The 25,226-nt window shown below is 39.3% G+C and carries 27 protein-coding genes and 1 pseudogene; 15 read left to right on the forward strand and 13 right to left on the reverse strand.

The genetic code is table 11. The features are described 5' to 3' along the window. Together AC2JBO_RS26220 and AC2JBO_RS26225 are read right to left on the reverse strand one after the other, a co-directional pair. Positions 1-125 (reverse strand): annotated as a pseudogene (locus AC2JBO_RS26220) (ribosome biogenesis GTPase YlqF); the annotation flags it as partial. A 57-nt stretch (positions 126-182) separates the two neighbouring features. After that, complete coding sequence (locus tag AC2JBO_RS26225) at positions 183-548, reverse strand: VOC family protein (protein ID WP_496956569.1); 366 nt, start codon at positions 546-548, stop codon at positions 183-185. Positions 549-815: 267 nt separating this feature from the next. On the opposite strand from AC2JBO_RS26225, the gene AC2JBO_RS26230 reads away from it, so the two are divergent. From AC2JBO_RS26230 to AC2JBO_RS26240, 3 genes are all read left to right on the forward strand, one after another. Further along, positions 816-1,457, forward strand: coding sequence for a DUF4291 domain-containing protein (locus AC2JBO_RS26230; RefSeq protein WP_496956570.1), 642 nt, complete (start codon positions 816-818; stop codon positions 1,455-1,457). A 91-nt stretch (positions 1,458-1,548) separates the two neighbouring features. Next, positions 1,549-2,715, forward strand: a complete 1,167-nt coding sequence (locus AC2JBO_RS26235; protein WP_496956571.1) for a serine hydrolase domain-containing protein — start codon at positions 1,549-1,551, stop codon at positions 2,713-2,715. A gap of 494 nt (positions 2,716-3,209) precedes the next feature. Continuing rightward, on the forward strand, positions 3,210-3,392 hold the full coding sequence (locus AC2JBO_RS26240) for a hypothetical protein (RefSeq protein WP_496956572.1): 183 nt from the start codon (positions 3,210-3,212) through the stop codon (positions 3,390-3,392). Positions 3,393-3,427: 35 nt separating this feature from the next. Here AC2JBO_RS26240 and AC2JBO_RS26245 read toward each other — a convergent pair whose 3' ends face one another. Beyond that, complete coding sequence (locus tag AC2JBO_RS26245; RefSeq protein WP_496956573.1) at positions 3,428-3,769, reverse strand: hypothetical protein; 342 nt, start codon at positions 3,767-3,769, stop codon at positions 3,428-3,430. 650 nt (positions 3,770-4,419) lie between these two features. Between AC2JBO_RS26245 and AC2JBO_RS26250 the strand changes: the two genes are divergently transcribed. The 3 genes from AC2JBO_RS26250 to AC2JBO_RS26260 all read left to right on the forward strand — a co-directional run bounded on the left by AC2JBO_RS26250 (position 4,420) and on the right by AC2JBO_RS26260 (position 6,800). Next, positions 4,420-5,502 (forward strand): class I fructose-bisphosphate aldolase, encoded by a 1,083-nt coding sequence (locus AC2JBO_RS26250; RefSeq protein ID WP_496956574.1) that lies wholly within the window; start codon positions 4,420-4,422, stop codon positions 5,500-5,502. Positions 5,503-5,563: 61 nt separating this feature from the next. Continuing rightward, on the forward strand, positions 5,564-6,076 hold the full coding sequence (locus AC2JBO_RS26255) for a hypothetical protein (protein WP_496956575.1): 513 nt from the start codon (positions 5,564-5,566) through the stop codon (positions 6,074-6,076). 316 nt (positions 6,077-6,392) lie between these two features. Continuing rightward, positions 6,393-6,800 carry a hypothetical protein gene (locus AC2JBO_RS26260; RefSeq protein WP_496956576.1) on the forward strand — a complete coding sequence of 136 codons (408 nt, stop codon included), beginning with the start codon at positions 6,393-6,395 and terminating at the stop codon, positions 6,798-6,800. 75 nt (positions 6,801-6,875) lie between these two features. Here AC2JBO_RS26260 and AC2JBO_RS26265 read toward each other — a convergent pair whose 3' ends face one another. Next, complete coding sequence (locus AC2JBO_RS26265; RefSeq protein ID WP_496956577.1) at positions 6,876-8,336, reverse strand: glycoside hydrolase family 13 protein; 1,461 nt, start codon at positions 8,334-8,336, stop codon at positions 6,876-6,878. Positions 8,337-8,758: 422 nt separating this feature from the next. Between AC2JBO_RS26265 and AC2JBO_RS26270 the strand changes: the two genes are divergently transcribed. Further along, a complete protein-coding gene (locus tag AC2JBO_RS26270; protein ID WP_496956578.1) occupies positions 8,759-10,483 on the forward strand; it encodes a WD40 repeat domain-containing protein in 1,725 nt (574 codons plus the stop codon). A gap of 258 nt (positions 10,484-10,741) precedes the next feature. Further along, complete coding sequence (locus tag AC2JBO_RS26275) at positions 10,742-10,945, forward strand: hypothetical protein (RefSeq protein ID WP_496956579.1); 204 nt, start codon at positions 10,742-10,744, stop codon at positions 10,943-10,945. A gap of 49 nt (positions 10,946-10,994) precedes the next feature. On the opposite strand, the gene AC2JBO_RS26280 is transcribed toward AC2JBO_RS26275, so the two are convergent. Both AC2JBO_RS26280 and AC2JBO_RS26285 read right to left on the reverse strand, forming a co-directional pair. Further along, positions 10,995-11,255, reverse strand: a complete 261-nt coding sequence (locus AC2JBO_RS26280) for a DUF7219 family protein (protein ID WP_496956580.1) — start codon at positions 11,253-11,255, stop codon at positions 10,995-10,997. A gap of 161 nt (positions 11,256-11,416) precedes the next feature. Then, entirely contained in the window at positions 11,417-12,463 is a 1,047-nt protein-coding gene (locus tag AC2JBO_RS26285; protein ID WP_496956581.1) for a tetratricopeptide repeat protein, read from the reverse strand. A 277-nt stretch (positions 12,464-12,740) separates the two neighbouring features. On the opposite strand from AC2JBO_RS26285, the gene AC2JBO_RS26290 reads away from it, so the two are divergent. Together AC2JBO_RS26290 and AC2JBO_RS26295 are read left to right on the forward strand one after the other, a co-directional pair. After that, on the forward strand, positions 12,741-14,252 hold the full coding sequence (locus tag AC2JBO_RS26290; protein ID WP_496956582.1) for a Ycf46 family AAA ATPase: 1,512 nt from the start codon (positions 12,741-12,743) through the stop codon (positions 14,250-14,252). A gap of 79 nt (positions 14,253-14,331) precedes the next feature. Further along, on the forward strand, positions 14,332-14,916 hold the full coding sequence (locus tag AC2JBO_RS26295; protein ID WP_496956583.1) for an SH3 domain-containing protein: 585 nt from the start codon (positions 14,332-14,334) through the stop codon (positions 14,914-14,916). 58 nt (positions 14,917-14,974) lie between these two features. On the opposite strand, the gene AC2JBO_RS26300 is transcribed toward AC2JBO_RS26295, so the two are convergent. From AC2JBO_RS26300 to AC2JBO_RS26330, 7 genes are all read right to left on the reverse strand, one after another. After that, a complete protein-coding gene (locus AC2JBO_RS26300; protein ID WP_496956584.1) occupies positions 14,975-15,484 on the reverse strand; it encodes a YceD family protein in 510 nt (169 codons plus the stop codon). 154 nt (positions 15,485-15,638) lie between these two features. Further along, positions 15,639-16,142: a Jag family protein gene (locus tag AC2JBO_RS26305; RefSeq protein WP_496956585.1), complete on the reverse strand. Its 504-nt coding sequence runs from the start codon at positions 16,140-16,142 to the stop codon at positions 15,639-15,641. A gap of 2 nt (positions 16,143-16,144) precedes the next feature. After that, a complete protein-coding gene (yidC, locus tag AC2JBO_RS26310) occupies positions 16,145-17,287 on the reverse strand; it encodes a membrane protein insertase YidC (protein ID WP_496956586.1) in 1,143 nt (380 codons plus the stop codon). A gap of 224 nt (positions 17,288-17,511) precedes the next feature. Next, positions 17,512-17,901 carry a PH domain-containing protein gene (locus AC2JBO_RS26315; RefSeq protein WP_496956587.1) on the reverse strand — a complete coding sequence of 130 codons (390 nt, stop codon included), beginning with the start codon at positions 17,899-17,901 and terminating at the stop codon, positions 17,512-17,514. Beyond that, a complete protein-coding gene (gene rnpA / locus AC2JBO_RS26320; RefSeq protein WP_496956588.1) occupies positions 17,888-18,364 on the reverse strand; it encodes a ribonuclease P protein component in 477 nt (158 codons plus the stop codon). Before rnpA ends, AC2JBO_RS26315 begins: the two co-directional genes overlap by 14 nt. 17 nt (positions 18,365-18,381) lie before the next feature. After that, entirely contained in the window at positions 18,382-18,516 is a 135-nt protein-coding gene (gene rpmH / locus AC2JBO_RS26325; protein ID WP_073619720.1) for a 50S ribosomal protein L34, read from the reverse strand. A gap of 165 nt (positions 18,517-18,681) precedes the next feature. Then, positions 18,682-19,200: a DUF2808 domain-containing protein gene (locus AC2JBO_RS26330; protein WP_496956589.1), complete on the reverse strand. Its 519-nt coding sequence runs from the start codon at positions 19,198-19,200 to the stop codon at positions 18,682-18,684. Positions 19,201-20,053: 853 nt separating this feature from the next. Between AC2JBO_RS26330 and AC2JBO_RS26335 the strand changes: the two genes are divergently transcribed. The 5 genes from AC2JBO_RS26335 (at position 20,054) to AC2JBO_RS26355 (ending at position 25,180) form a co-directional block, all read left to right on the forward strand. Continuing rightward, positions 20,054-21,211: a Re/Si-specific NAD(P)(+) transhydrogenase subunit alpha gene (locus AC2JBO_RS26335; protein WP_496956590.1), complete on the forward strand. Its 1,158-nt coding sequence runs from the start codon at positions 20,054-20,056 to the stop codon at positions 21,209-21,211. Between the two features lie 113 nt (positions 21,212-21,324). Continuing rightward, the gene (locus AC2JBO_RS26340; protein WP_019495363.1) at positions 21,325-21,612 is read left to right on the forward strand and encodes an NAD(P) transhydrogenase subunit alpha part 2; all 288 of its coding nucleotides are present in this window, start codon (positions 21,325-21,327) and stop codon (positions 21,610-21,612) included. 104 nt (positions 21,613-21,716) lie between these two features. Continuing rightward, a complete protein-coding gene (locus AC2JBO_RS26345; RefSeq protein WP_496956591.1) occupies positions 21,717-23,120 on the forward strand; it encodes an NAD(P)(+) transhydrogenase (Re/Si-specific) subunit beta in 1,404 nt (467 codons plus the stop codon). A gap of 834 nt (positions 23,121-23,954) precedes the next feature. After that, positions 23,955-24,314 (forward strand): hypothetical protein, encoded by a 360-nt coding sequence (locus tag AC2JBO_RS26350; RefSeq protein WP_496956592.1) that lies wholly within the window; start codon positions 23,955-23,957, stop codon positions 24,312-24,314. A 314-nt stretch (positions 24,315-24,628) separates the two neighbouring features. Next, entirely contained in the window at positions 24,629-25,180 is a 552-nt protein-coding gene (locus AC2JBO_RS26355; protein ID WP_496956593.1) for a hypothetical protein, read from the forward strand. The last annotated feature ends 46 nt before the right edge of the window (positions 25,181-25,226 follow it).

The raw sequence follows: 25,226 nt of genomic DNA on the forward strand, positions 1-25,226 counted from the left end.
GCGTCACGAACTTCCAGCACAACATCAACAAGCCGAAGCTGTTCCTTGAGTTGCTTTTCAGCCTTAGCAATGTGACCTGGATACCACTGAATAGTATTTAACTTATAATTTTGAGTTATTCCCATCGTTTAAATATATCTATATATAGTGCGTAACGCTCTTACAATCTTACAACGAATAAACTAACTCTGATGCAATATAATTCGGTTGCCATCAGGGTCATAAGCGTAAATTTCCCGACCATGAGATGCAGAAATAATGGCGCCAGGTGGAGGATACCCCAAGCTAGTGAGATATACTATAGCATCTTCCAAACTATCCACCTCTAAACATAAACTCATTTTACAGTGAGTTGCATTTCTAAATTCCTCTTCATATACAGCCTTTGGCTTAAAGATCCCTAATACAATACCCGGAACATCAAACTCAGCATAAATATCGGGAACGTAACCTTTAGGCTCACCCAGGAAGTTTGTATAAAATATAACTAACGTATCTAAATTAATTGATGCGATAGTCACAAGCGATTTTTTTAACTGTAAAACCATTGCTAACAGATACTTGTAAAGGTGTTAAATGTAAAGTTTATATACATATGCAATTACAACTACATATTTTACTGAAAATACCATACTTAAGCTATAATGCGAAAATGATTTATTTGTTTCACAAAGTCCAAGTAAAATTAGAATAACAGAAAAACATTGACTATAAATGGAGAAAATCAGGAAAACCCTCAAAACGAAAGATAGCAAATAGAAAAGTTCTTTACCAGCTGCATTTTCCTTACAAATATAGTACAAAACTTTTTATTGATGAAATTGTTAACGGAACCTTATCTAGAGCAGGTGGAGCGTTTGCCCAAATCTGGGCGCCATATTCTGGCTCAATTTGATCAAAATTCCGTTGTGGTGTATCAAGCTTATAATCTAAATATTGGAAAGTTTGCTGCTCAACACGGTTACTTTGGCGGAGAATTTCTTTTTAACCGTATGAGTTGGATTAAACCCAGTTTTTTATGGATGATGTATCGGTCGGGATGGGGAACTAAAGTTAACCAAGAAGTAATTTTGGCAATCTCGATTAAACGTTCAGCTTTTGATTACATATTAGCAAACACAGTAACTTTTACTTACATACCAGAGCTTTACTCTAGTAAAGAAGAATGGCAACAAGCTGTCAAGCATTCTGATGTTCGGTTGCAGTGGGATCCAGATTATAACCCTTGTCAAAAACCTGTTGAAAGACGGGCTATACAATTAGGATTGCGTGGTAAGGTATTAGCTGATTACGCAAAAGATTTTATTCTCAACATTGAAGATATTTCTGAATTTGTGCATCAGCAATATCCTAATCGTCTTATTCGTAATCAGGAACACTTGTTAATTCCATCACAGTCAGTCTATTGCCTTGAGAACTCTACAACCATCAAAAAAATTGGATTATATGGTCATTAAGCTATGTTTCTCTGATTCGAGTGGCATTCATTCTGAGCTAAGGATAAACTGAGAGTCGAGATTCCCTAAGCAATACGCATTGGCTCAATTAATGAAACTAAACATCCTAATTGCCCCAGTCTTATCACTTATCGCTAGTTACACAGGATATATCCTTCTTACTGGAGCTAATCATGAGACTGCTAGTAAATCCCTAGCTGCACAAGTACAACCTGTTCCCAAAAAAATCAACGGTGCCCAACTACAAAATATATTAAATACGTCAGTAAAAAAACAGCGAGTACCTGGTGGTGTTATGTATGTTTCAACACCTAATGGTAAATGGATAGGTGCCACAGGGGTCAGCGACTTGGAGAAACAAACCCCAATGAAAGCTAGCGATGGGTTTTCAATTGCAAGTATGAGTAAGACTTTTGTATCAGTAGCGGTGTTAAAACTTGCTGAAGCAGGAAAAATTAAGTTAGATAACACGATTAATAAGTATCTTCCCCATGATATCGGTTCCCATATTACCAACAGCGATTTGATTACAGTTCGCCAACTGCTTAGTAGTACAAGTGGTGTAGCTGAATATTTAAACACAGATGGCTTTAAAGACGCAACGAAAGAGCGTGGTCGTTCTAAACCTTGGACTGCGCGCGAGGCAATAAAGTATATTTACGATGCTGACGCACAAGCGGCGCCTGGAAATAAATTTATTTATACAGATAGTAATTATATTCTATTAGAACTGATAGTTGAAAATACTACCAAAAATACTCTTGCCAAAGCTATTCGTACTTCTATATTACAACCCTTGGGGTTGAAGCATACTTTTACCGAGTTGCGTGAACCAGAAGTTGGAAACCCTGCAACAGGTTATGGGGATCGAAATAAAGATGGTAAACTTGAGAGTTTCGCGGAAGTTAATGACGGTAATGGTCTGGGTGACGGTAGTTTGATATCAAGTGCTGAAGATATTGCCAGTTTTGCTCAAGCACTATTTGCCAAAAAAACCCTGCTATCACCGAAAATGCTGTCTGAAATGCTGGTGATGAAACATGAGAACGAAATTGGCAATGGGTATGGTTTAGGCGTAGAAAAGTTTACAACTCCCTACGGTCTATTTGTTGGACACACGGGAACTGCTTATGGTTTTGTCACTTTAATGGCGTATTCCCCTAGTCGTAATACTACCGTAGTCGTGTTATTTAATAGTCAAAATGCTGACGTGAAAACACTTGCCTTTCAAGCTGCTGATATCGTTCTAAGAAAATAAATATTTCATTAAGAATATTTTGTAGGGGTGATATCATGTCCGGTTGCTTGCCCATAATTCCCGACAATGTAGAGACGCGATTAATCGCGTCTCTACGATGGTTTTATTATGGTTATATACCCGGACATGATATGATACCTATATAAGGTATACCCCTAGAGCATGATTGAATTTTTGCATACAATTATGCTTGCCGAAACCCTGATGACACTGGCGCCAGCTTTCGCACCACGTTCACTAGCATCTTAATTGTAGCCTCTGAAGCTCCTCAGTATACAGGTGTGTTTTACCCCGTAGGTGTCACACCCATGTCATGGATTAGAGATTAAAGCAAAATCTGAAATATTACAAAAATCGAAAATATTGGAAAGATAACAAATCCAGTTTGTATAAAAGAAATATATTCACAAATTGTTCTGTTATCTAAGGTAGATGGATGAATAAATCTACTAAGAGCAATACATTTTTTGTAATACTATACATCCTACAGCATTATGATTAACACTACTATTTACTCGGTTATTTGCCAACAAGACTCTATTTTTACAGTATTCTGCTCTGAACCCAACGGATGGCAGTTTCGTGTCATCAGTTCGGAAGGCGCAGTATATGGAGACAAAAAGTTTTACTGCACCCAAGTAGCAGCAGAAAGAGCAGGGCGAAAATGGTTAAAGTAAAGTTACCAATATAAGTATTTTTACGGTTGTACAAATCATCTGGACTTCTTTTGAAAAATACGCAACTGTTCGACTATATAATCCTCTACTTCTTGTTTATCTCGAGTACTAGCACTTCGCTGGTAGTTCCGACCCGTCTCCTTAACAAACTGACGCTTCTCGCTTGTAGAAGACTTCGCTTTTGAACCTGGTTTCAACAAAGTTTTCTGTAATTCTTCCCAGGTTTGCTCTGCGACAGCTTCACCCACTTTAACTAGTGCAGTAGGCAACAACCTTTTTGCCTCTGCACGAAATTCATCTTCGGTTTCCAGCATTGCTAAATCAACGCTTGCAAAACTGATATCACTAAAGTCTACACTACTAAGGTCTATCTTCATCTGTATCTATCTCATCAAGAAGGTGCATAGCTCTGTTATGTTTATATTACTTATTTACTCAATCTGTAAATCAAGCGGCTAATTGGAGTAATCTAAACTTTACCATAAGGGACTTCCAAATAAAAAAATACTCAAAAATTTCTTGTGGGGTGGGCATCCTTGCCCGCCCACACTTTGAACGGGCAAGGATGCCCATTCCACAATAGGTCAAATTAAATTTTTGGAAGTCCATAATACTTGTTTAACTCGTTTTTGATAATTGTCACATCCGATCAAAGACTTTTTATGGTTTTATTGTACTATATAGAATATTTTTGGTTCTATATAATTTTAATATAATCTGCCGAGAGGAAGAGTTTCATCTCATGTGCTAACGCTAATGTAAAAGATGTGGTTTTAAAAGTTTTTTATTTACCACAGAGACACAGAGGTACAGAGGAAAATTAAGAGTATTTAATTATTTTTTGTTTAATTTTTTATAAGTACTAATACTCGCGTTTAGTTTTGATTATTAACTTTGTATTTGTGTAGACAAAATTTGTATATAAAAGAAGAAAATAAATACTTTATTAATTTTAGATGTATTTGGGATTTAGAGTGTAAATGTTATCTTAAAAGCAAGTTGTACGCTTAGTTACTGAGATAGATATATGACTTCAACAATGGCATCGCCTTCTTCTATTGAGTCTGTTTTAGGACAGGAAGCTGAAGATTTACTCACTTATAAAGCAAAAGTTTCTAAAGAATTACTACATTTACCAGGGCCAGATTTTGTTGACCGTGTTTGGCTGAGTAGCGACCGCACACCTCAAGTGATTCGCAGCTTACAAATTCTTTACTCTACAGGTAGGCTTGCTTATACTGGCTATATGTCTATTTTACCTGTAGACCAAGGTATTGAACATTCGGCAGGTGCCTCTTTTGCACCAAATCCTATTTACTTTGACCCTGAAAATATCATTAGATTAGCAATTGCTGCTGGTTGTAATGGTGTAGCAACGACTTTAGGTGTTTTAGGGTCTGTATCACGTAAGTATGCTCACAAAATACCTTTTATCGCCAAGATTAATCACAATGAGTTATTGACTTATCCGAATCAATTTGACCAAATTATGTTTGGTGATGTTGAACAAGCTTGGAATTTAGGTGCTGTAGCTGTTGGCGCCACTATATATTTTGGTTCGGAAAATTCAACGCGGCAAATTCAAGAAGTAAGCAAAGCATTTAAACGCGCGCACGAGTTGGGAATGGCGACAATATTATGGTGCTATTTACGTAATAATGCTTTCAAGCAAGATAAAGATTATCACCTGGCAGCAGACTTAACAGGACAAGCGAACCATTTAGGCGTAACTATTGAAGCAGATATCATTAAGCAAAAGTTACCTGAGTGCAACAACGGTTATGGTGCAGTTGAAAAAGCAACAGGCACTCATTACGGCAAAACTAACGAAAAAGTTTACACTGAATTAACGAGCGACCACCCTATAGACTTAACTCGTTACCAAGTCCTAAATTGCTATTGTGGACGCGCGGGGTTAATAAATTCTGGTGGTGCATCAGGTAAAAACGACTTTGCAGAAGCAATACGCACAGCAGTAATTAATAAACGCGCGGGTGGAACTGGTTTAATTTCCGGACGCAAGACATTCCAGCGTCCTTTTGAAGAAGGGGTAAAATTATTTAATGCAATTCAGGATGTATATTTATCTGATGAAGTAAGCATCGCATAAACATTTTCGTAGAGACGCGATTTATCGCGTCTCTATTAACCGCGTCTCACAATTCTACACTTTGATAGATCGCGCACGCAAAGCTTACCCATCCGCAGGAAGAAGCGAATTCCATCTTAAATTATTTAGCATTCAGTGTGAAAAGCCAAAAGCCAAGGATAAATCACGAATGCTAGCAATCAATAAAATCTTGAATCGCGTATTTTGCAACATTGTAATTGTTTTCCTAGTTGGTCTTATAGCGTTTACTGGTGTTGCTATCACTCCAGCACTAGCAAACCCCATTGATGCTATCAAAGAAAGAGTTCAAGAAGGTAATGCACAAAATGCAGCTATCGCAAAAGAAACAACTGATGATTATATCGAAAGCGGTAAGCGTGCGGCAGAAGTTATCCCCGATGAATTAGGAACTGGAAGTCGTCAAAAAAATCCTATCGACATGCTCAAACGTGCAGGTGAGGAATTAGGTAACGACTTACCAAAACGCGCTGTTGGTGCCAACGACTACGACCGTAGTAAAGTTGAACAAGAATTAGCACGTAACAAAGCTCATAGAGGCGACTTCGGTTCATAATTTAATAATTGAATCAAAGGAGAAGGGTGAAAAGAAGAATCTTTCTCCTTCCCTTTTATTTTTATCCAGACTTATATAAATTGATCATAAATATATATATTTTCTTCTATCGTTAGAGAGAAAATGATACTATTTTATTTCTACTGATAGTTAGAGCGTATAAATGTTTAGAAAATCTTATTCTTAATAGTAGAGCTTCTTGGTAGTTTGCTTTTGGAAGTAGATTATCATTAAGTAGCTTATTTAACTGTTTCGTATGTAACTCCAGTAAAAAATAAGATAGTCCCTAGGTAGCTATTACCTTGAGGAAATTTTTATGCCTTTAAACGAAAATCTGAAGCAGAACTCCGTAAGAGAAGGTAGTATAACTGACTCAAACTCTAGCAATTTAGATACACATATTAGTGTAGATACCAGATCATACGATAATAGTAATATTAATCAAAGAAAGTTGGAACCTTCGACTTTTAGTAATAGTGCTATATTATTTATACCAATTATATTTGTTTTAACGACTGTCGGAGTTGTATTCTATCGGCTCAAACGAGTTAAAACTGAAAGTTACCCATGTAAAAATTGTAAGTACTACAACAGTAATAATTATCTTAAATGTGCAGTTAACCCAGCAGAAGTACTTACAGATAAAGCTAAAGACTGTCGCGATTATTGCTCGCTACAGCAAAAGTTTACTTGGTCTTGGAAAGGATTTGATAAGAGGGATTAATCAGGGAAATTAATCAGGTGCGTGACGCCACTAGATCAATGTCTTTGTTGAGAATTGTTAGTAGCGTCACACACCCTACCTTCCTAAAATACATCCGCTACGTGCGGGGATGTCTAAAGTGAGCTGTTTGGTTTCTGATTCGTTGTTAAGTTCGAGAGAGGCGCCACCATAAAGTACATTATTAGGCAAAGAATGTAATTTGCTAGCATCTAGGTTTGCTTTGGCAGAAGCAGTACCAGCATTAACAGCTATTACTAATTGTTCATTATCTAATGAGCGTGTAAATACATAAAGTTCACCTTGTGCATACAACACTTTGTAATCCCCAGTCCGTAAGCATGGGTACTTGTGACGAAGTGCGATTAGCTGACGATGTGTATTCAGTACCTCATTATTCCAAGCAGTTTCTAAGGGAAAACCTCGTCGTGAGTCTGGGTCTAATGCTCCAGGCAGTGCAACTTCATCACCATAGTACACACTGGGGGCGCCGGGAAATGTCATTAAGAGTAATGTACATAATTCAACACTTGGTATGTCACCACCTGCAATTGACATTAATCTAGCAGTATCATGACTGGCAAGTAAGTTCAACTGTGTTAATTGAATTTCCCAAGGATAAAATTCTAGTAACTCTTCAATTTTTTCAGCGTATTCAGCAGCGAATAATGGAGGATAAGGTTTGTAGTCGCGACTTTGCACTTGGTCGAGAGCTACTCTGTCTCCTGCTGCAAATGCAATGGTAGGTCCAGCAAACAAGTAATTCATTACTCCGTCAAATTGTTTCCCGTCTAACCATTGTCGCGAATCGCCCCATACTTCGCCGACAATATAAGCATCAGGGTTAATTGCTTTTACACGTTCTCGAAATTCTTCCCAAAATCCCGGTGTCTTAATTTCAAATGGTACATCTAGGCGCCAGCCGTCGATACCAAATTTAACCCAATACTCAGCAATTTCCATTATGTACTCACGCACTTCTGGGTTATCGTGGTTGAACTCAGGTAACGCACGGTTTCCACCCCAACTTCCATAGTTAGCTGGTGCATCCCCAGTGTAAGGTGCAAGAGGCCAACCCTCGATTTTAAACCAGTTTACCCAAGGAGAGTGAGGACCATTTTCGAGTACATCATGGAAAAAGAAAAAACCACGACTCGAATGATTGAACACTCCATCTAAAACAACTTTAATATTACGTGCGTGAGCAGCATCTAGCAATTCTCGAAACGCTTCATTACCACCTAGCATCGGGTCTACCTGATAATAATCGTGCGTATGATAACGATGATTACTAGCTGATTGGAAGATTGGCGTAAAGTAAATTGCGTCAATTCCTAAAGACTGAATATAGTCCAATTGTTCTACAATTCCCCATAAATCACCGCCTTTGTAACCTTGGAGCGTAGGCATTGCCTCCCAGTCCTCCCAGCGCGCTTCATGCAGCAGTCGCTTCCGAGGTTGTTTACTTCTAGCAAAACGGTCAGGAAAAATTTGGTAGAAAACAGCGTGCTTTACCCAGTCTGGTGTTTTAATTTGCATACATTTCTTAACAAACGCATCATAGCAATAGTTACAAATACATATGGCATTGCGGTTCACTCGAATGGTAGAAATTAGGCACCTTCGAGCTAAAAAACATACTTATGTCACAATTTTTAGATAAATTTCTCTAAATTTATCTAAAATTTCAAACTGATTCACCCAAAACAATCTTTTTGCGCGTTGATTCGCTACAATTAATCTCCCCACAAAATATTTCCCTGTGATTGTAAATCAGGTAGCTATTTTAGCATCGAGATTTTACTCATATTTCGGAATATATTTGTATTTTATGATACCAAATAACTTATTTTTACTGAATAGCCAAATAGATAATATAAATCTAATCAAAATAAGAGTGAAAAAGTTTCTTTGTTTACATTAACCTAGGTAGGCAAGAGCGCGCATGAGTTTGTATGCACATGGACTGGACTAGCTTGCTCAAATCACAACAAGTGGATTTTCTCACTAGAGTGAGAAAACCTAAAACTTATGACGTTTCGCTGCTGCAAAGTTCTGTTAAAGGTTGTCACAGCGAGATAATGGCGTTTAAAGGTGAAGCGTTAACGAAATTTCTTCAAAAAGCGCGTCAACAAGCCGAACTTCTCGCAAAAAACCCACCACCAGAACCTCCAGAATATCCGGAACCGCCAGACTGGACGATACCATTTCCTACTTACTTTCAACAGCAAGCCGAAGATTACCTATTGCGCGAGCAAATTGTTGAGCGCGTTATGCAGGAACGCTTGGGTAAGTTGGTCAAGAAGGTTCCACATGATGTTCTGACAAGTATTGTTCTAGATGATGAGGGAAATCTTAGGAGTGAAAGTAAATTTACTTATGCACTTACAGATAATCCTAATTTCAGTATCCAGGTTTACGTTGCAGATGGTGAAAGTTTTAATGGAATTAAGAAAGACAAGATTAAATGGACTGTTACGCAAGATGATTTAAGAAGTCATGACTTATTAATTTTTCTATGCTTATTCTACCCGTCTTCTGGTATACAGGGTCATGAGAAGCAAGTTGTGATTGCAGGGTTTTTACCTACAGAGTTTATTGACTCTAGTGACGCAAAATTTACTGTAATTCCAAGTAAATTATTATACTCAGGAGGTTTAAATTGGTATTTGGAATCATTAACAGTTAAAGATGATGTAGAAAGCTTTGAAGAAATAATGTTGGTCGAGACTATTCAAATAGCATCACATCCGCTTCGACATTTTACTGGTCATTGGGAGTTTTGGCATACTTTACGCGGTCACACGCGCGGTATTAACTGTCTAGCTTTTACGAATAGTAATCAAAATGTACCATTACTTGCTAGTGCTAGTCGGGGTGAGACGAAGTTGTGGGACTTAAATAAGGGTGAGTTAATTTGTACATTATCTGAATACCCTTGGAGTAAGTCTGGAGTAGTCGATGAAATTAACGCACTGGCATTTAGTAGAGACGGGCAAATTTTAGTAAGTGGTGGTGCCGACTCCACGGTTAAAATATGGCATGTAGGCGCCAGGGATTTGATAGATATATTGCATAAGCATAATGGAATGGTGCGCTGCGTCGGTTGTACACCAGATAACCGAATGATATTTACAGGTGGTGACGACCGGAGAATTTTATATTGGGATTTAAGGTTACGACAAGTGAGCAACGCGCTATCACTCGATGATACCGCAGCTCACGCTTTAGCTTTGAGTCTTGATGGAAAAATTATGGTTACTGGTAGTTACCGTAAAATCAAAATATGGCATATTCAGGGAGAAGAAACTGAGCTAGTACATTCATTCAGCGCGCATTCACATATCGTCAGTTGTTTATGTTTGGCTAACAACGGCAAAACACTAGTTAGTGGTAGTCGTGACCAAACAATAAAAGTATGGAACTTACAAACAGGTGAACTAGAGCGCGCGTTGAAAGGACACAGCGATGCAGTTTGTGCAATAGCTTTGAGTCCAGATGGTGATATTATCGCCAGTGGTAGCGCGGATAGAACTATTAAATTGTGGCATAAGATGAGCGGTGAGTTGCTAGCGACATTTATCGGTCATAGTAATACAGTTACTGGGTTAACGTTTACTGCATCAGGAGAAACGCTGGTAAGTGCGAGTTTAGATAAAACAATCAAAATTTGGCAACGCTCGTAAATTCGTATTAAGCACTAAAGCTATTAATACAAAAATACTAAATCACGCAAATTGGTGTGTAGAGACCGTATTAATTCGGTCTCTACAAGGTCTGGAATGACGCAAAATTGTTGTCGTGATGGGCGCCACTGCTTCCAATACTGAAAATATTTCCAACAAGTAAATACACGGACAAAATTTTGGTTAAGATGAGGTTATGAAAATGGTAAATTGAAGTTATACAGCTAATTTTTAGTAATTTTTGGTCGAGGAACGCCATTGAACAGTTCAAGAACCCCGCAAGTCGGAGACAAAGTTTTTGTATTGCGTCCAGCTTATGTAGCTGGAAATATCGGTATAGTTCGTGGAGAAGAAATTCTGTCTGACGGTCAAGCGAGTGATAACTGGATAATTGAAGTCTCTTCACAAGACCTCGTTTTATCCCTCGCTGAGAATGATTTTCAAATTATTGATCAGGAGTAGCAATAGAAATGAGTAGCACTAATCAGTCTCAAATATCTTAATCGATATCCTAAATATCTTTTGGCGCTTCGGTGCCAATACCAAGTTCTTTTTTACTGCGTTTTAACTGCTTCCACAGCACTTTAAGTTGGTCGTATGCTTCGTCGGGTGCAAGTTTGCCCGATGTTTCCAGCGCACTAATATATCCTACTTTTTGTGCAAACTCTTGAAGATTAGCATTAAATACTAGGTTTTCCGGCTTCACTTTACCACGGTAAGAACTGCGAGGAAAAAGAAAATTATACTTGTCTTGTTGACCTGAATCTACCATATTATAAAACCTTAAATAATATTATACAACGGGCAATAAATTCATAATCCCGAATCATAAGCTATTTAGATATCTATCTATATCTATCCTAAGAGAGATATTAGCAATAATATTTACAGTTTATTGTAGTATTTTTACTGTGGCATATTTTCCTAAGACAGTTAGCGCTCAAATTGGCTATCTTCATCTTGAAGTAAGCGAATTTGCTTTTGAGCATATTCTTGCAATGAGGTATTACTAATCGATGCAGCTAGATGAAGGGCATTGTTAAAAGAAGCGTAGGCGCCTTCTTTATTTCCCACATCTAGAAGGGTCTCAGCAATAAATAATAAGTTACGGCTTTGATTGTAAATATCACCACATTTAATGTAAAGAAGTTGCGCTTGCTGAAAATATTCCAAAGCTTGTGCCGTCTGTGCTAACTTACCAAATTCTTGCAGTACATTCGCCTCTCCTAGCTCATCTCCAATCTCACGGTATAATGACAAAGCCGTTTTGTAAGAGTTTAATGCTTCTTCACGCTGGTTAAGAAATTCTAATGTATCACCGATAGCTTTAAGAGTATCCGCCTCTCCCTGTTTATCTTTAATCTCGCGAGAAATTTGTAAAGCTTGTTGTAAATAGCTATCAGCTTGTTTAATATTTTTTAGCTCAAGATATAAATTTCCTGTATGAAGCAAAGTTTCAGCTAAATCAGTTTTGAAATCCAATTTTTTTTGCAAACTAATAGCCTTTTCATAAGCTTGTATCGCTAGTGTACTGTCTTGATGACTAGAATGACGTTGTAGATAAGCATTAGCAAGACTATTGTAAAGTGTTGGTAGTAAAGGCGCCTCTTTATCTTGCGCTTCCATCTGCTCGATTAGGCGTATTATTTCTTGTAAGGGTAAACTGCTAGTCTGTTTAGTTGGATTACTTACTGGAATATTTAGTTTTCTTGTATTATTTATTTTTTCAGTACTATCGCACGTAAACCAAAATACTCCACCTCGCCAACTCCAAAAATCAGGCGTGCGTCGAGCTAAACTAACCAAAATAGACTCCGAAACCCACAAAACTATAGGGAAGCTAAATTCCTGTAAAGCTTCTCTTGTCCATTGTAAATAACCAAAAAACCTATCTTGTTCTGATTTTGGAGCATCTAAATTTATTGACAAAAGTCCATCAATTCCCGGTACTGTAATTACAGCAGAATGTCCTTGCTGCAATTTCGGTTCATTTTTGACTAATTGTGCTAGTGCATACCCTAAACTAGGGTCTTGCGGACGTACCTGTATTCGGTAGTTAAGAAATTCCTGTTCGAGCTCCGTTTCATACTGTCGAATTATTTTTTCACGTAAATTTGAGCATCAAAACCAGGTGCGTGACGCTACTGGTTCTTACGCTTCGTTGTAAGATTGTTAAAGCGTCACGCACCCTACGTTTATATGACAATGGTAAAGGATAAAAAACTAACAACTAATAAGCAACGAATAAAAAGCTCTTATGACTTTCCGTGATGAGTTTAAATTGCTACTGCGCGCGCGTTACCCGCTAATTTACATCCCGACTTATGAAGAGGAACGGGTGGAAGCATCAATTCGAGACGAAGCTGCACAATTAGGGAACCGTCCGATTTATACTTGGGATTTTGTTGATGGTGTTCAGGGCAACCCCAACGATGCAGGTTTTGGAAAGCGTAACCCCCTACAAGCTTTGGAGTTTGTCGAAAAGTTACCTGCAACTGCACCCGCAGTATTTATATTGCGTGATTACCATAGATTTTTAGAAGATGTGGCAATTGCTCGTAAACTCCGCAATTTAGCGCGCGTTTTAAAGTCACAGCCAAAAAATCTTGTTATATTATCACCACGTGTGGCTATTCCCGATGATTTAACTGAAGTCCTGACAGTTGTCGAATTTCCACTACCGAGTGGAGGAGAGATTAAAGCCGAAATTGAAAGATTGTTACAAGCTACGAATAACTCATTATCTAGCAAAATATTAGATGATTTGGTACGCTCGTGTCAGGGTTTAAGCATGGAGCGAATTCGACGGGTTTTAGCGAAGGGAATAGCGACTCGTGGTGAACTGCAAGCTGACGATGTTGATTTAATATTGGAAGAAAAACGCCAAACTATCCGTCAAACTCAAATTCTCGACTTTATTCCTGCTACTGAGCAAATTTCCGATATCGGTGGTTTGGATTCTCTTAAAGATTGGTTAATTCGACGTGGTGGTTCGTTTACCGAACGTGCGCGTCAGTACGGTTTACCACACCCGCGCGGTTTGTTGCTTGTGGGTATTCAAGGAACTGGAAAATCTTTAACTGCGAAAGCGATAGCTCATTATTGGCATTTACCGTTACTGCGTCTTGATGTTGGACGTTTATTTGCTGGTTTAGTGGGTGAGTCGGAATCACGTACTCGTCAAATGATACAAGTAGCAGAAGCTTTGGCGCCTTGTATATTGTGGATAGACGAGATAGATAAAGCGTTTTCAGGACTTGGCAGCAAGGGAGATGCGGGAACTACAAGTAGGGTTTTTGGTACATTTATTACTTGGCTTGCAGAAAAGTCTTCACCCGTATTTGTTGTTGCCACTGCGAATGATATTCAATCCCTGCCTCCAGAAATGTTACGCAAAGGGCGGTTTGATGAGATATTTTTTGTAGGGTTGCCAAGTCAGGATGAACGAAAGGCAATTTTTGATGTGCATTTAACGCGCTTGCGTCCTCATAATCTCAAAAGTTATGATATCGAGCGGTTAGCTTATGAGACACCCGATTTTTCAGGCGCCGAAATCGAGCAAACCTTGATTGAAGCGATGCACATTGGGTTTAGTCAAAACCGGGATTTCACGACCGATGATATTCTGGAAGCTGCCAGCCAAATTATACCTCTCGCTCGCACTGCCCAAGAGCAAATTCAAAAACTGCAAGAATGGGCAGCTTCTGGACGAGCAAGATTAGCATCAAAACAAAGCACACCCGTTGATGTCTGGCGCCAAGCTAATTAATTAATAGCTAGTTAATAGCTAGTAATATATCATTTATTAGCTTTTGAGCCATTAACAATCGAGTATACAAAAGTTAAATATGGTTTCAAACTTCTTTAAGTATCTTTTGGGATTTATTTTGGCTCTGGCGATTTTAGCAGGAAGTGGAGTAGCAGCTGCCTTATATTTCATGAATCAATCGTCAAAGATTCCTCCCAAACCAATTTATGCCAATGATGAACCAGAGGTACGAGCGAGTGCTGGTTTTAAACCCACTGCTAGTAAATCTGATACCTCTACAACAAGTGGTGGTAATGCAAAACAATCAAATAATCAGGCAGAAAGCAAACCTACTGCCAAACCAACTCCAAGCGATAAAGAAAAAGCTGCCGATAAGCCAAAACCTTTACCACCAGGTGCCTATAAAGCGCGCGTTACCTGGCCACAAGGTTTAAGTTTACGCTCAGAACCTTCTTCAGACGCTTCCCGTGCTGGTAGTGTCGGATTTAAACAAAAAGTGATTGTTATACAAGAGAGTGAAGATAAAGCTTGGCAAAAAGTTCGTCTCGAAGATAGTGACCAAGAAGGTTGGGTAAGAGCTGGTAACACAAGCAAAGACGATGGAGAAGACAACCAGCAAAACGACCAAAACAATAAAACCGACGATAACCAACAAAACCGATAGGATTTTAGATTTTAGATTTTAGATTTTAGATTAATCCAAAATCTAAAATCCAAAATTATCAGTTGGGTAACTGTTTCTTAAGTGCCTCTAAAGAAGCCCAGCGTTTATCAACAACAAGAGGATTTTCGGAGATTGTGGCAGTAGACTTAATTCCAGCACAACTTTGCTCACATAATTGCCGTGGGGGTATTTCCAAGCACATCTGTTCGTACAGCCATTCGCTTGGGTAAAAATACCCTTGCGGCAACAAGGATTCTACCAAATCCTCAACTGCAACTTCACGCTCTAAAGGTAAATCATCAAATTGGTTAGCTGCTTCGTCTAGCCAAATAATCTCATCCGTGTTGACTACTAAACGATGGTTATATTGTTTTAAACAGCGACAACAGGTACAAGTAATTATTGATTCAGCTTGAGCAGATACTTCTATATAATTTCCACAGTGTCTAACGCGCATTGTACCACGCACGGGTGTGAGCGTATCTAAACCGGGCAGAAATTCATCCACATGAATTTCTTCTGTCCGCTCCGGCGCCTGAATTAGCTGTGGAATAAAAATTGCGTCCATACGACTTGTGAGACATCCTCACTCAAAACAAAATTAACAGTAATATCAATCGATTCCCGTGATTGATATTACACTCTTATTTTAACTTGAAAAGCTCAAATTCCCGACGCACTTTTTAGCTGTCGGGAATCTTAAATTATTCAAAGAATATATTTTATTCCATTGCTGGACGCACAACAAGATGACGATGAGGTTCTTTACCTCGGCTGAATGTTTCCAAATCGGGATAATCCTTTAAGTACGTATGAACTTGACGACGTTCCGCCGAACTTAGGGACTTAATTTCGATTTCATTACGGGAAGCGCGCGCGGCTGAGGCAGCATTTTCTGCTAACGCTTGTATTTCCGATTGTCGTTTAAGGCGATAACCATTTAGCTCAATGGTATACGAAGCCTGCTCTTCGGGTGGTTGGTTGAGATTGAGAATTGAATTAGCTAAATACTGAATAGCATCGAGTACCGAACCATTGCTGCCAATCAACGTCTTGATTTGCTCTGATGATAAATTCGACTCATCAATTGTCAACCAATAACTATCACCCTCATCGTGTTCGAGAGGAACATCCTCCTGTACACCTTGAACTGTTACAGAAAGTCCTGCTTTCTGTAACAGTTGTGTTAACCAATCTTGACCTCTTGCAATTGAACTGTCAGCCATTATCAACCTGTAGCTTTCTTCTTGGAACTTTTAGGCTCAAACGGTATACTTTTTGTCTCTGCTACGACCTCTTTCTCTTGAGCTGCTACTATTTTTTGTAGTTCTTCTGGTAAAGGTTCGCGCGAGAGAATATACGTTTGTAAAGTTTGGAAAATATTACCAATTACCATATACATCAATACACCAGCTGGTAACGGGAAGAACAAAAACATACCCGAAAAAATAACGGGAGTGATTTTGTTGACAGTATCTTGCTGCGGATTAGAATTCGTCGTGTTTTGTCCAGAAAGTAATTGGCTGACGTATAAACTAATACCGAAGAATACAATCATTGCGACAATATCCCAGTGAACAGTTCCATCTGGGTCAATGGCGCCTACCCGACCTAAAGCATCAATGAAGAGGAAACCTTTATCAGCAGCCAAACCAGGAATACTGCCCGTAATCGTAACATCTCCGGTTTGTAAAGCTTCAATATTTCCTTGAGCATCTATTTTAACCCTATCTTCACCTTTAGTAATTTTCCATTCTGGAAGTAACTTGGTGTCAGGGTGTTCTGCTAAAACTTGTTGAAAAGGTTTTCCATTGGGTGTTTGGTACTCTATCTTGGTGTGTTCGCCAACAGCCATTTTGTTTCCACCCGGAAGAATAGCTGCCACCTTGATATGCTCACCATCAGTAACGTAAATGTTTTGAGGTGGTGTAGCAAAAGCTTGGGGTTGAATTCGCTCGATTTGTTCCGTAGGGAAAACTTCGAGGTTGACGGTGTAATTAGCACTAGAAAATGGCGAACCCCGTAATGTCGCAAACAAAGCAAGCAACACAGGCATTTGTACCAAGAGTGGTAAACAACCTGCCAAGGGGTTGCCAAACTCCTGCTGCGTCTTCATCATTTCTTCTTGCTGCTTTTGCGGGTCATCTTTATACCGCTCTTTAACTTCTTGCATCCGCTTTTGCATTAGCGGTTGGACAATTCGCATTCGGCGCATATTGCGAATCGAGCCAGCACTAAGGGGGTAAAGTGCAAAGCGCACTACCAGTGTCAATGCTACAATTGCCAATCCATAACTCGGTACAATGCTATAGAACAAGTCTATGATTGGCAGCATCACATTGTTCGAGAGGAACCCGATACCAAAATCCATTATTCTGAATTCAACCTAAAGGTAGTGTTAATTATCTAAACCTAATTTATCGCTCAATATCATCCTCTAGGAACTACGGATAGCCGCACAGGAAATAAGTGGAAAGTGCTGAGTGCTGAGTGCTGAGTTTAGGAGTAAAGTATTGAGTTAGGAGTTAGGAGTTAGGAGTTAATACTCAGCACTCATTACTCAGCACTCAGCACTCATTACTCAGCACTCATTACTTACTTTTCGACTCCGACCATTCCGGGATTTTTAGCGGCGATACGTTCGTAAATGTAGTCGTAAACCTCGCGGAATCTAGGAATTGCACGCAACTCCAAGCGAGAACCGTTTCTCATGGTAACTACCATGTCTCCCCACATACCGATTCCACGGGGAACTTTAACAACTTTGACTATTTCTGAATAGATAATGTCAGTGCGGTCACGTCCCATCCATCCACCAGTAACGGAAATACGACGGTCGGTAATGCGAAATCGTAGCCATAAGGCTCTAACTATTGCTCCAACCGTCAAAGGCAAACCTACAACGGTAAAACCTATCAGTATGTTTAATATCAAGTCCCCAATGTGAGGACCGCCTTCATAATATACTTCTTCACGAATGCCCATTGATCACCTCGGCTTGTACCAACAACTGCTCTAATTCTTGCAGAAATTGTTGGGTTACGCACTCTTGTGCAGCAGTTGTTTTGACAACTATTACCAACCGCCATCCTGGTAATAATCGTGGCAATAGTTGATGTAAAGCCCCTGCAATTCTACGCTTGATACGGTTACGAACTACTGCCCGCTTGCTCACCTTGGTGCTAACTGATATACCAATTAGCGTTGGTGAATCAAGGTAGCTTTTTTCTGGACTTACTGCAAAGTCAGCAGTATCAACATCTACAGAATTTGGAGTTGGACTTACATTTGGACTTACATTTGGACTTGTGATTGCACCTCTTAGCGTGGAAGGTGAAGGTCGTAAAGCTCTTAACGTTAAGTAAGAACCATGCCGACGTATTCCTTCCCGAAAGACTGCCTGAAAATCTTGGCGGGATTTTAGACGGTGCAGTGAGGGTAAAGCCACGGCAGATAATAACCTGCTTATACGCTTAAGCGATGACGCCCTTTTCTACGCCGTGCTTTAATGACGTTTCTACCGTCTGGAGTCCGCATCCGCGCGCGAAATCCCGATGTTCTCTTTCTTTTACGGTTAGTTCCTTCTAGAGTTCTCTTCATATTTTTGTCCTCGCGAGCGTTTTTTAATACAAAAAGTCACAATCTACTATTATATCACCCTAAAGTAAATCCGTAAATTACGGAAAAGGGTAAAGGATGGAGGAGGTTGAGAAAGTGGAAGGTCTAGTTTTTCCCACACTCCCACATTCGTAATTTAGGGGTAATTTAGGCGCCAACGTTAACAATCCAAGTACCAATATAGCGAGATAGAGGTACATCACCTGGAGATTGAATCGAGCAGTTGAAATAATACATACCACCAAAGGAAGGCATTTTAATGTTCGAGAGAACAATTTCTACGTTACTGCCTGCGGGAACTGGTTCTTGGGGAAAGATTTCGATAGCGTGGTTAGCTTTGTCCCATTTTGCTTCTTGTAAAGGTACGCTCTTACCTTTGACGCGAACTTCAATCTTCTTAGGGTCAAAACTTCCCTCATAGTAATTTGGATAAGTAATTACAAATTGCGCGACAGCAGTTTTCATTTTTTTGTTGGGAAGACGTAAGCGCAGTCTATCCCAACCATTAGCTTGTCCACCAAAATCAAAACGGTGGTTAAGCTGGTTATCGCCTTTTACACCACTCCAAAGGGTAAACCCGTTCTGTGCCATGCTAGTACCTGGAAATCCAGCTAGTAAGCAGCTAGTCACGGCAATAGCAGAAAAAATTCCAAGCGAACGTCTCATAAATCAAGCTCCTATGACATTTATTGGTTTTTACTGGGCAAATGCAAACAGGCGTCGTAACTAAACTTTACTACTGACTCGCAGGTAATTCGACGTTAATTCACCGCAAAAGTGCCTAAAACAAGAGGGTGAAGGGGGACAAAGAGTAAAGGTGAAGGATGACGATGAATAGACCCTTCTCCCTTAACCCTTACCCTTGACCCTTGAGTTTTTGTTTCTAGATGTTACTAAATATATCTAAATTTTATTATTTCTTATAGAAATTCAGCCGAGTTAGCGCGTAATAATGGCTAAAGTTCCGCTAAATTAATTAAAAAGGGATGTTGGTTATTTATGGCTAGCTGCGAGCGCGTTAATTGTTGTTTGTCCTGCTAATTAAGTAATCAACAACTTAAACAGCTTATTTACTGGTCATTTATTGAGTATAATTACTAGTATGCATCGGCAGCTAGTTCGACTTGGCTTCAGTGATTGCCGGGAGCGCCGATATCGAAGGGGAATATAAAAAAGCGTAAATAATACAATAGAATTGGCAAAAAGCAACTGAATGACCAGTGAATAATATATCTTAAGTACACCGAGAAATTTAGGCAATATTGCATTATGTGAAAAAAGAGTTAATAAATGTGAAAATCCCTAACAGAAATTGAAGACAAAGGTGTCAAAAATTGGGGATCAGATTAGGATGTGCAATAAGCCATTAAAGTTAGTTGACGATTAATGCAGTTTTTAGATTCTAGTCTCATCAAGTTTTATACGCTTTTAACGAGTGATATAAACTACCGACTTTGAAGCCAAACTTTGAAGCAGAACTTTGAGACAAATCATTATTATTTAGCTGTCAGGAGATTTCATGAAGATTGCAGTAGCCAAAGAAATTGAAGTTTGTGAACGTCGCGTAGCATTAATTCCGGATACAGTTGCCCGACTGGTAAAACAGGGTTTAGAAGTAATAGTAGAAACAGGTGCAGGAGACAGAGCTTTTTTTAGTGATGCTGCATACGAAGCCGCAGGCGCCACAATAATTGCGGACACAGCTAAAGTTTGGGGTGAGGCAGATGTAGTACTAAAAGTCAGTCCTCCTCAAGAACGCTCAGATGGAAGTTCAGAAGTTGAACTACTGCGCTCTGGTTCTGTGCTTATAAGTTTCCTTAACCCATTAGGAAACCCAGCAATAGCCCAAAAACTAGCAGAACGGAAAGTCAGCGCGCTATCGATGGAAATGATTCCCCGTACAACCCGCGCGCAAAGTATGGACGCGCTATCGTCACAAGCTTCAATTTCTGGTTACAAAGCGGTATTAATAGCTGCTGCCGCATTACCTAAATACTTCCCAATGTTAACAACTGCCGCAGGTACAATTGCACCAGCAAAAGTATTTATTATGGGTGCTGGTGTTGCTGGGTTACAAGCAATAGCAACAGCACGACGTTTAGGCGCCATCGTTGAAGCGTTTGATATTCGTCCAGCGGTTAAAGAAGAAGTACAAAGCTTAGGTGCCAAATTTGTCGAAGTAAAACTCGACGAAGAAACAGCAACCGCAGGAGGATACGCGCGCGAAATTTCTGAAGACAGCAAAAAACGTACTCAGGAACTAGTTGCCGCTCATATTAAAACTGCGGACGTAGTAATTACTACTGCTCAAGTTCCAGGTAGAAAAGCACCATTACTCGTCACAGAAGAAATGGTAATGGGAATGAAAACTGGTTCAGTAATAGTAGATATAGCAGCCGAACAAGGTGGAAACTGTGCTTGTACAGAACCAGGTAAAGATATCGTGAAACACGGCGTAACCATCATTGGACCAATAAACTTACCATCATCAGTTCCAGTACACGCCAGTCAGTTATATTCCAAAAACCTCACATCATTACTGCAATTAATTATCAAAAATAACGCTCTACAAATCGACTTTGGCGACGACATTATCAACGACGCTTGTATTACCCATGCCGGAGAAATTCGCAACTCACGGGTAAAAGAAGCATTGCAAACAGCCGCAGTTAGTTAATTTGACGATTAACGTAGGGTGCGTTACAGCTACAACAAACATCAATTAAAACGAAATAATAAAGTGCTGTAACGCAACATCTATATCACCATTTACTCCCAAAATCATTAATCATGAACGAAGCATTAATAGCCGCATTGTTTGTATTTGTTCTAGCCTCATTTATCGGGTTTGAAGTCATTAACAAAATACCACCAACACTTCATACACCCTTAATGTCAGGTTCCAACGCAATTTCTGGTATCGCTGTACTTGGCGCCATCGTAGCTTCCGGCGCCAGAGAAACAAACTTATCAGTCATCCTTGGTTTAATTGCCGTAATTTTAGCAATGGTCAACGTAGTAGGTGGTTTTCTAGTCACAGACAGAATGCTCCAAATGTTCAAGAAAAAAGCCTCCTAACTTCGCGTCTCAGCTCCTCGTTCCGGTGCGTGACGCCACCTGATGATTAGCTTCGTTTAAAAATTTTTATAGCGTCACGCACCCTACTCCTAACTACCAACAATATGACAGATTTTTTGCCAACAGGAATCCAACTCACCTATCTCGTTGCTGCATCATTATTTATTTTGGGTTTAAAAAAATTAGGTTCACCAGCTACCGCGCGGCAAGGTAACGTTGTCGCAGCAGTTGGTATGTTATTGGCTATTGTGGCTACTATGCTCGATAGTCATGTGCTGAACTACGAAATGATTTTAATCGGTTTAGCTATTGGTTCAGTAATTGGAATAATAGGCGCCTACAAAGTGCAAATGACCGAAATGCCTCAAATGGTCGGTTTGCTCAACGGGTTAGGTGGTGCAGCATCTGGTCTTGTTGCCATTGCTGAATTCTGGCGGTTGAGACAACATAACGAATTTGTGTCTGTTGACTCGAATATTTCGATGCTGCTTGATGTATTAATTGGTGGTGTTACCTTTACAGGCAGTACGCTGGCTTTTGCCAAACTTCAAGGTTTAGTAACTGGCAAGCCAATAAAATTTCCCTTCCAGAAAGCTTTTAACGCTTTGCTTTTGATCACATTTCTTGCGGGTGGCGCTTATCTTCTAATTGCGCCTCATGATCTCGCAGTATTTTCAGCAGTAACAGTTGTATCTTTAATTCTCGGTGTTATGTTCGTCATTCCCATTGGTGGTGGTGACATGCCCGTAGTAATTTCGTTATTGAACTCATTTTCGGGTTTAGCTGCTGCTGCTGCGGGTTTCGTGGTGATGAACAATATGCTCATTATCGCAGGCGCCTTAGTTGGTGCATCAGGTATTATCCTTACCGAAATAATGTGTAAAGCAATGAACCGTTCGTTAATAAGCGTTCTGTTTGATGCTTTTGGTTCCGAAGCTGGCGCCGTTACTGGTGGTAGTGGAGATACAACCGACAAATCAGTTCGCAGCATCGACCCCGAAGAAGGTGCGATGATGTTAGGATACGCGCGTTCCGTAGTAATAGTCCCAGGTTACGGGATGGCAGTAGCACAAGCACAACACGGTGTTCGCGAACTCGCAGACCAACTCGAACGTATGGGTGTAGATGTAAAATATGCCATTCACCCAGTAGCAGGTAGAATGCCTGGACACATGAACGTGTTACTAGCTGAAGCAAATGTACCCTACGAACAGCTACACGACATGGAAGATATTAACCCACAATTCGACCAAACCGATGTCGCGTTAATTATTGGCGCCAATGATGTAGTAAACCCAGCCGCGCGTACCGATGAGTCAAGTCCTATTTACGGAATGCCCATTTTAGAAGTAGATAGAGCCAAACATACTATTGTTATTAAACGCGGTATGAGTGCAGGTTTCGCTGGTGTCGAAAACGAATTATTCTACAAAGATAAAACCACAATGCTCTTTGGTAGCGCTAAAGACATGGTGGGCAAGTTAGTTTCTGAAGTAAAACAACTCTAACTTACACACCCAAAAATAATACAACTCTTGTGGAACAGGCATCCCTGCCTGTTCCTTTCTGCCTTTTAAAATCTAAATTTATCTATCTAATACATATTAATTGTAGGTTGGGTGGAGGAACGAAACCCAACGTTTATTGGTTAATTCCACAATTTTTACAAGTATTTTTTTACCACAGAGACACAGAGGGGTTAATAAGAGGAATGAACCACAAAGACACAAAGAACACAAAGGAAGAACCAAGAAGAAAGAACTGTCGAAAACTTATGACGTAAACACTACTGTAGCAACTGTTTATTGTTACAAGATACCGCAAGCTACACGTGAGTAGCATTTGTTACTTATGCTGAGTCTAGCTTATAGTAAAGCACTGTCAAGAATCTAAGGTAATAGTTTAAGTTATAAACATTCACAAATGTATTGTTTATTTCATCAGCAAATTAAACTTCGTCTGAGCTTGATAAATCTTGCTGTACATCTTTCAAAACTCTATCGAGAGCAGACTCAATTTGTTCATCATTTCGACCTTCTGCAAGAGCTTTAAATATTTTTATCCAATGTTTAATTTTAATTTCTAAATGTTCTAAATTTTGAATCTCGTATAAATAATCATTTAATAAATTACCTTGTCCACTACGAGCAATTCGTCCAAAATTATTTCCAGCATCTTCTTGTGCGCTATCTGAAGCTTTTTCTTTTGCCGATGGATAGGGTTTTCTATACTGATTATTTGGACGGCAATGGGGTAATGAGTTCCAGATATTTCCACTGCGCGGGCAAGGTGGACTACCAAACGCAAATACTATTGCTAAAACTAGCTTTACTTACTGGTTATTGACACTGATCACCACATTTTTGTATGTTGCATTTCCCCAAGCCGTCCTCATTGCTGAAAATCAACACTTGAGAGACTCAGGAAAACCTTTATTGAAAATTCTTCGGAGATTGAAAAAGATTTATCGGATTGGCATTGGATTTTTCTCAACAGTGATCGTGTTAAGTTCGCTGGTTTCTCCTGTTCCTCGCAAGGACACGATTGTCATGTTGATTGCTTATGGTGTCTTAGTTCTGTGGTTAGGTTCCAGAATGTGGGAGGACATTGGAGATGGGATAAAAGGATATATTCCTAATGGCAAAGAAGCCATTGGTAATTTTCAAAAGTTTGCTAATTTTATCCGTTTCTTGAAACGCTAACTTCTCATATTGCGTGAGAAATGAGGATTGCTACTGCTAAATATAGTCATTATTTTTTGACTTGAATTGTCAGGCAGTAATAAATAGGTTAATGCGTGACCGTACAAGTAGTCAATAACTATTTGGTAAATTAATTTATGCGTAAAATTAGATTTTACATAATTGGTCTTGTTAGTTTTCTTACTGTTACTGTAAGTACTGTTTTTGCTCCAAGCTCATTCTTAAATCGTGTCCTCTTGATTGGCTCTTGCACAATTTTCAGTCTTAATTCTGCTTTCTGTACTCAGAACCTAGGGCTTGATACCGATCATGCAATGGCGACAAGTACGTCTACTATTGAGAAAATACAAGACGTTTCTAGCGACTTGCAACAGCAAGAGACAGTGAAAGTAAAAGAACAAAGGGATTTTATTGTAGCTTTTGAGTCATTGGGAAAAGAAGGACACGGCGAAATTACAGAAAATGCGCTCAATACATCTTGGACACCTAAAGAAGACTCCGAAGTTTTTCTAAAGGATAAAGATGGAACTCTACTTATGTTTAAAGGTGACGCTATAAGAGAAGTCGCTTTAGCTGATAGAAGTGTAGATATAAAACCAGATTATTTAGATGAATCAAGCCTTTTTGATAAACTAGAAAACACAGTTTTTGATGTATTTGATGAGAATTCACATGTGTTTTTTTCCGATATGTTTTACGAATCTGGCTACCATTTTGATCGCGAAACATTTCTAGAAGGTTCAAGATGGTTAAAGTTTCGCAAAGCCGATATTGTTAAAGAGTTGACTCCGATTAAAGATGCTAATGACGAAGATGCTCAAATTAGAGGCAAACAAGCTCGAAAATATCGGTTCTTTCGTACATAGCGTGCTAAATTTTAATTAAAATCGATAAATATCCTTTATTTTCAAA

The sequence above is a fragment of the Calothrix sp. CBUCES-K 9914 genome (genome assembly GCF_059640475.1).

Coding starts and splice junctions, on each gene's coding strand:
- AC2JBO_RS26225 (WP_496956569.1), bottom strand. CDS start 548: ATGGTTTTACAGTTAAAAAAATCGCTTGTGACTATCGCATCAATTAAT.
- AC2JBO_RS26230 (WP_496956570.1), top strand. CDS start 816: ATGAAATTGTTAACGGAACCTTATCTAGAGCAGGTGGAGCGTTTGCCC.
- AC2JBO_RS26235 (WP_496956571.1), top strand. CDS start 1,549: ATGAAACTAAACATCCTAATTGCCCCAGTCTTATCACTTATCGCTAGT.
- AC2JBO_RS26240 (WP_496956572.1), top strand. CDS start 3,210: ATGATTAACACTACTATTTACTCGGTTATTTGCCAACAAGACTCTATT.
- AC2JBO_RS26245 (WP_496956573.1), bottom strand. CDS start 3,769: ATGAAGATAGACCTTAGTAGTGTAGACTTTAGTGATATCAGTTTTGCA.
- AC2JBO_RS26250 (WP_496956574.1), top strand. CDS start 4,420: ATGACTTCAACAATGGCATCGCCTTCTTCTATTGAGTCTGTTTTAGGA.
- AC2JBO_RS26260 (WP_496956576.1), top strand. CDS start 6,393: ATGCCTTTAAACGAAAATCTGAAGCAGAACTCCGTAAGAGAAGGTAGT.
- AC2JBO_RS26265 (WP_496956577.1), bottom strand. CDS start 8,336: ATGCAAATTAAAACACCAGACTGGGTAAAGCACGCTGTTTTCTACCAA.
- AC2JBO_RS26270 (WP_496956578.1), top strand. CDS start 8,759: ATGGACTGGACTAGCTTGCTCAAATCACAACAAGTGGATTTTCTCACT.
- AC2JBO_RS26280 (WP_496956580.1), bottom strand. CDS start 11,255: ATGGTAGATTCAGGTCAACAAGACAAGTATAATTTTCTTTTTCCTCGC.
- AC2JBO_RS26290 (WP_496956582.1), top strand. CDS start 12,741: ATGACTTTCCGTGATGAGTTTAAATTGCTACTGCGCGCGCGTTACCCG.
- AC2JBO_RS26295 (WP_496956583.1), top strand. CDS start 14,332: ATGGTTTCAAACTTCTTTAAGTATCTTTTGGGATTTATTTTGGCTCTG.
- AC2JBO_RS26300 (WP_496956584.1), bottom strand. CDS start 15,484: ATGGACGCAATTTTTATTCCACAGCTAATTCAGGCGCCGGAGCGGACA.
- AC2JBO_RS26305 (WP_496956585.1), bottom strand. CDS start 16,142: ATGGCTGACAGTTCAATTGCAAGAGGTCAAGATTGGTTAACACAACTG.
- yidC (WP_496956586.1), bottom strand. CDS start 17,287: ATGGATTTTGGTATCGGGTTCCTCTCGAACAATGTGATGCTGCCAATC.
- AC2JBO_RS26315 (WP_496956587.1), bottom strand. CDS start 17,901: ATGGGCATTCGTGAAGAAGTATATTATGAAGGCGGTCCTCACATTGGG.
- rpmH (WP_073619720.1), bottom strand. CDS start 18,516: ATGAAGAGAACTCTAGAAGGAACTAACCGTAAAAGAAAGAGAACATCG.
- AC2JBO_RS26330 (WP_496956589.1), bottom strand. CDS start 19,200: ATGAGACGTTCGCTTGGAATTTTTTCTGCTATTGCCGTGACTAGCTGC.
- AC2JBO_RS26335 (WP_496956590.1), top strand. CDS start 20,054: ATGAAGATTGCAGTAGCCAAAGAAATTGAAGTTTGTGAACGTCGCGTA.
- AC2JBO_RS26340 (WP_019495363.1), top strand. CDS start 21,325: ATGAACGAAGCATTAATAGCCGCATTGTTTGTATTTGTTCTAGCCTCA.
- AC2JBO_RS26345 (WP_496956591.1), top strand. CDS start 21,717: ATGACAGATTTTTTGCCAACAGGAATCCAACTCACCTATCTCGTTGCT.
- AC2JBO_RS26355 (WP_496956593.1), top strand. CDS start 24,629: ATGGCGACAAGTACGTCTACTATTGAGAAAATACAAGACGTTTCTAGC.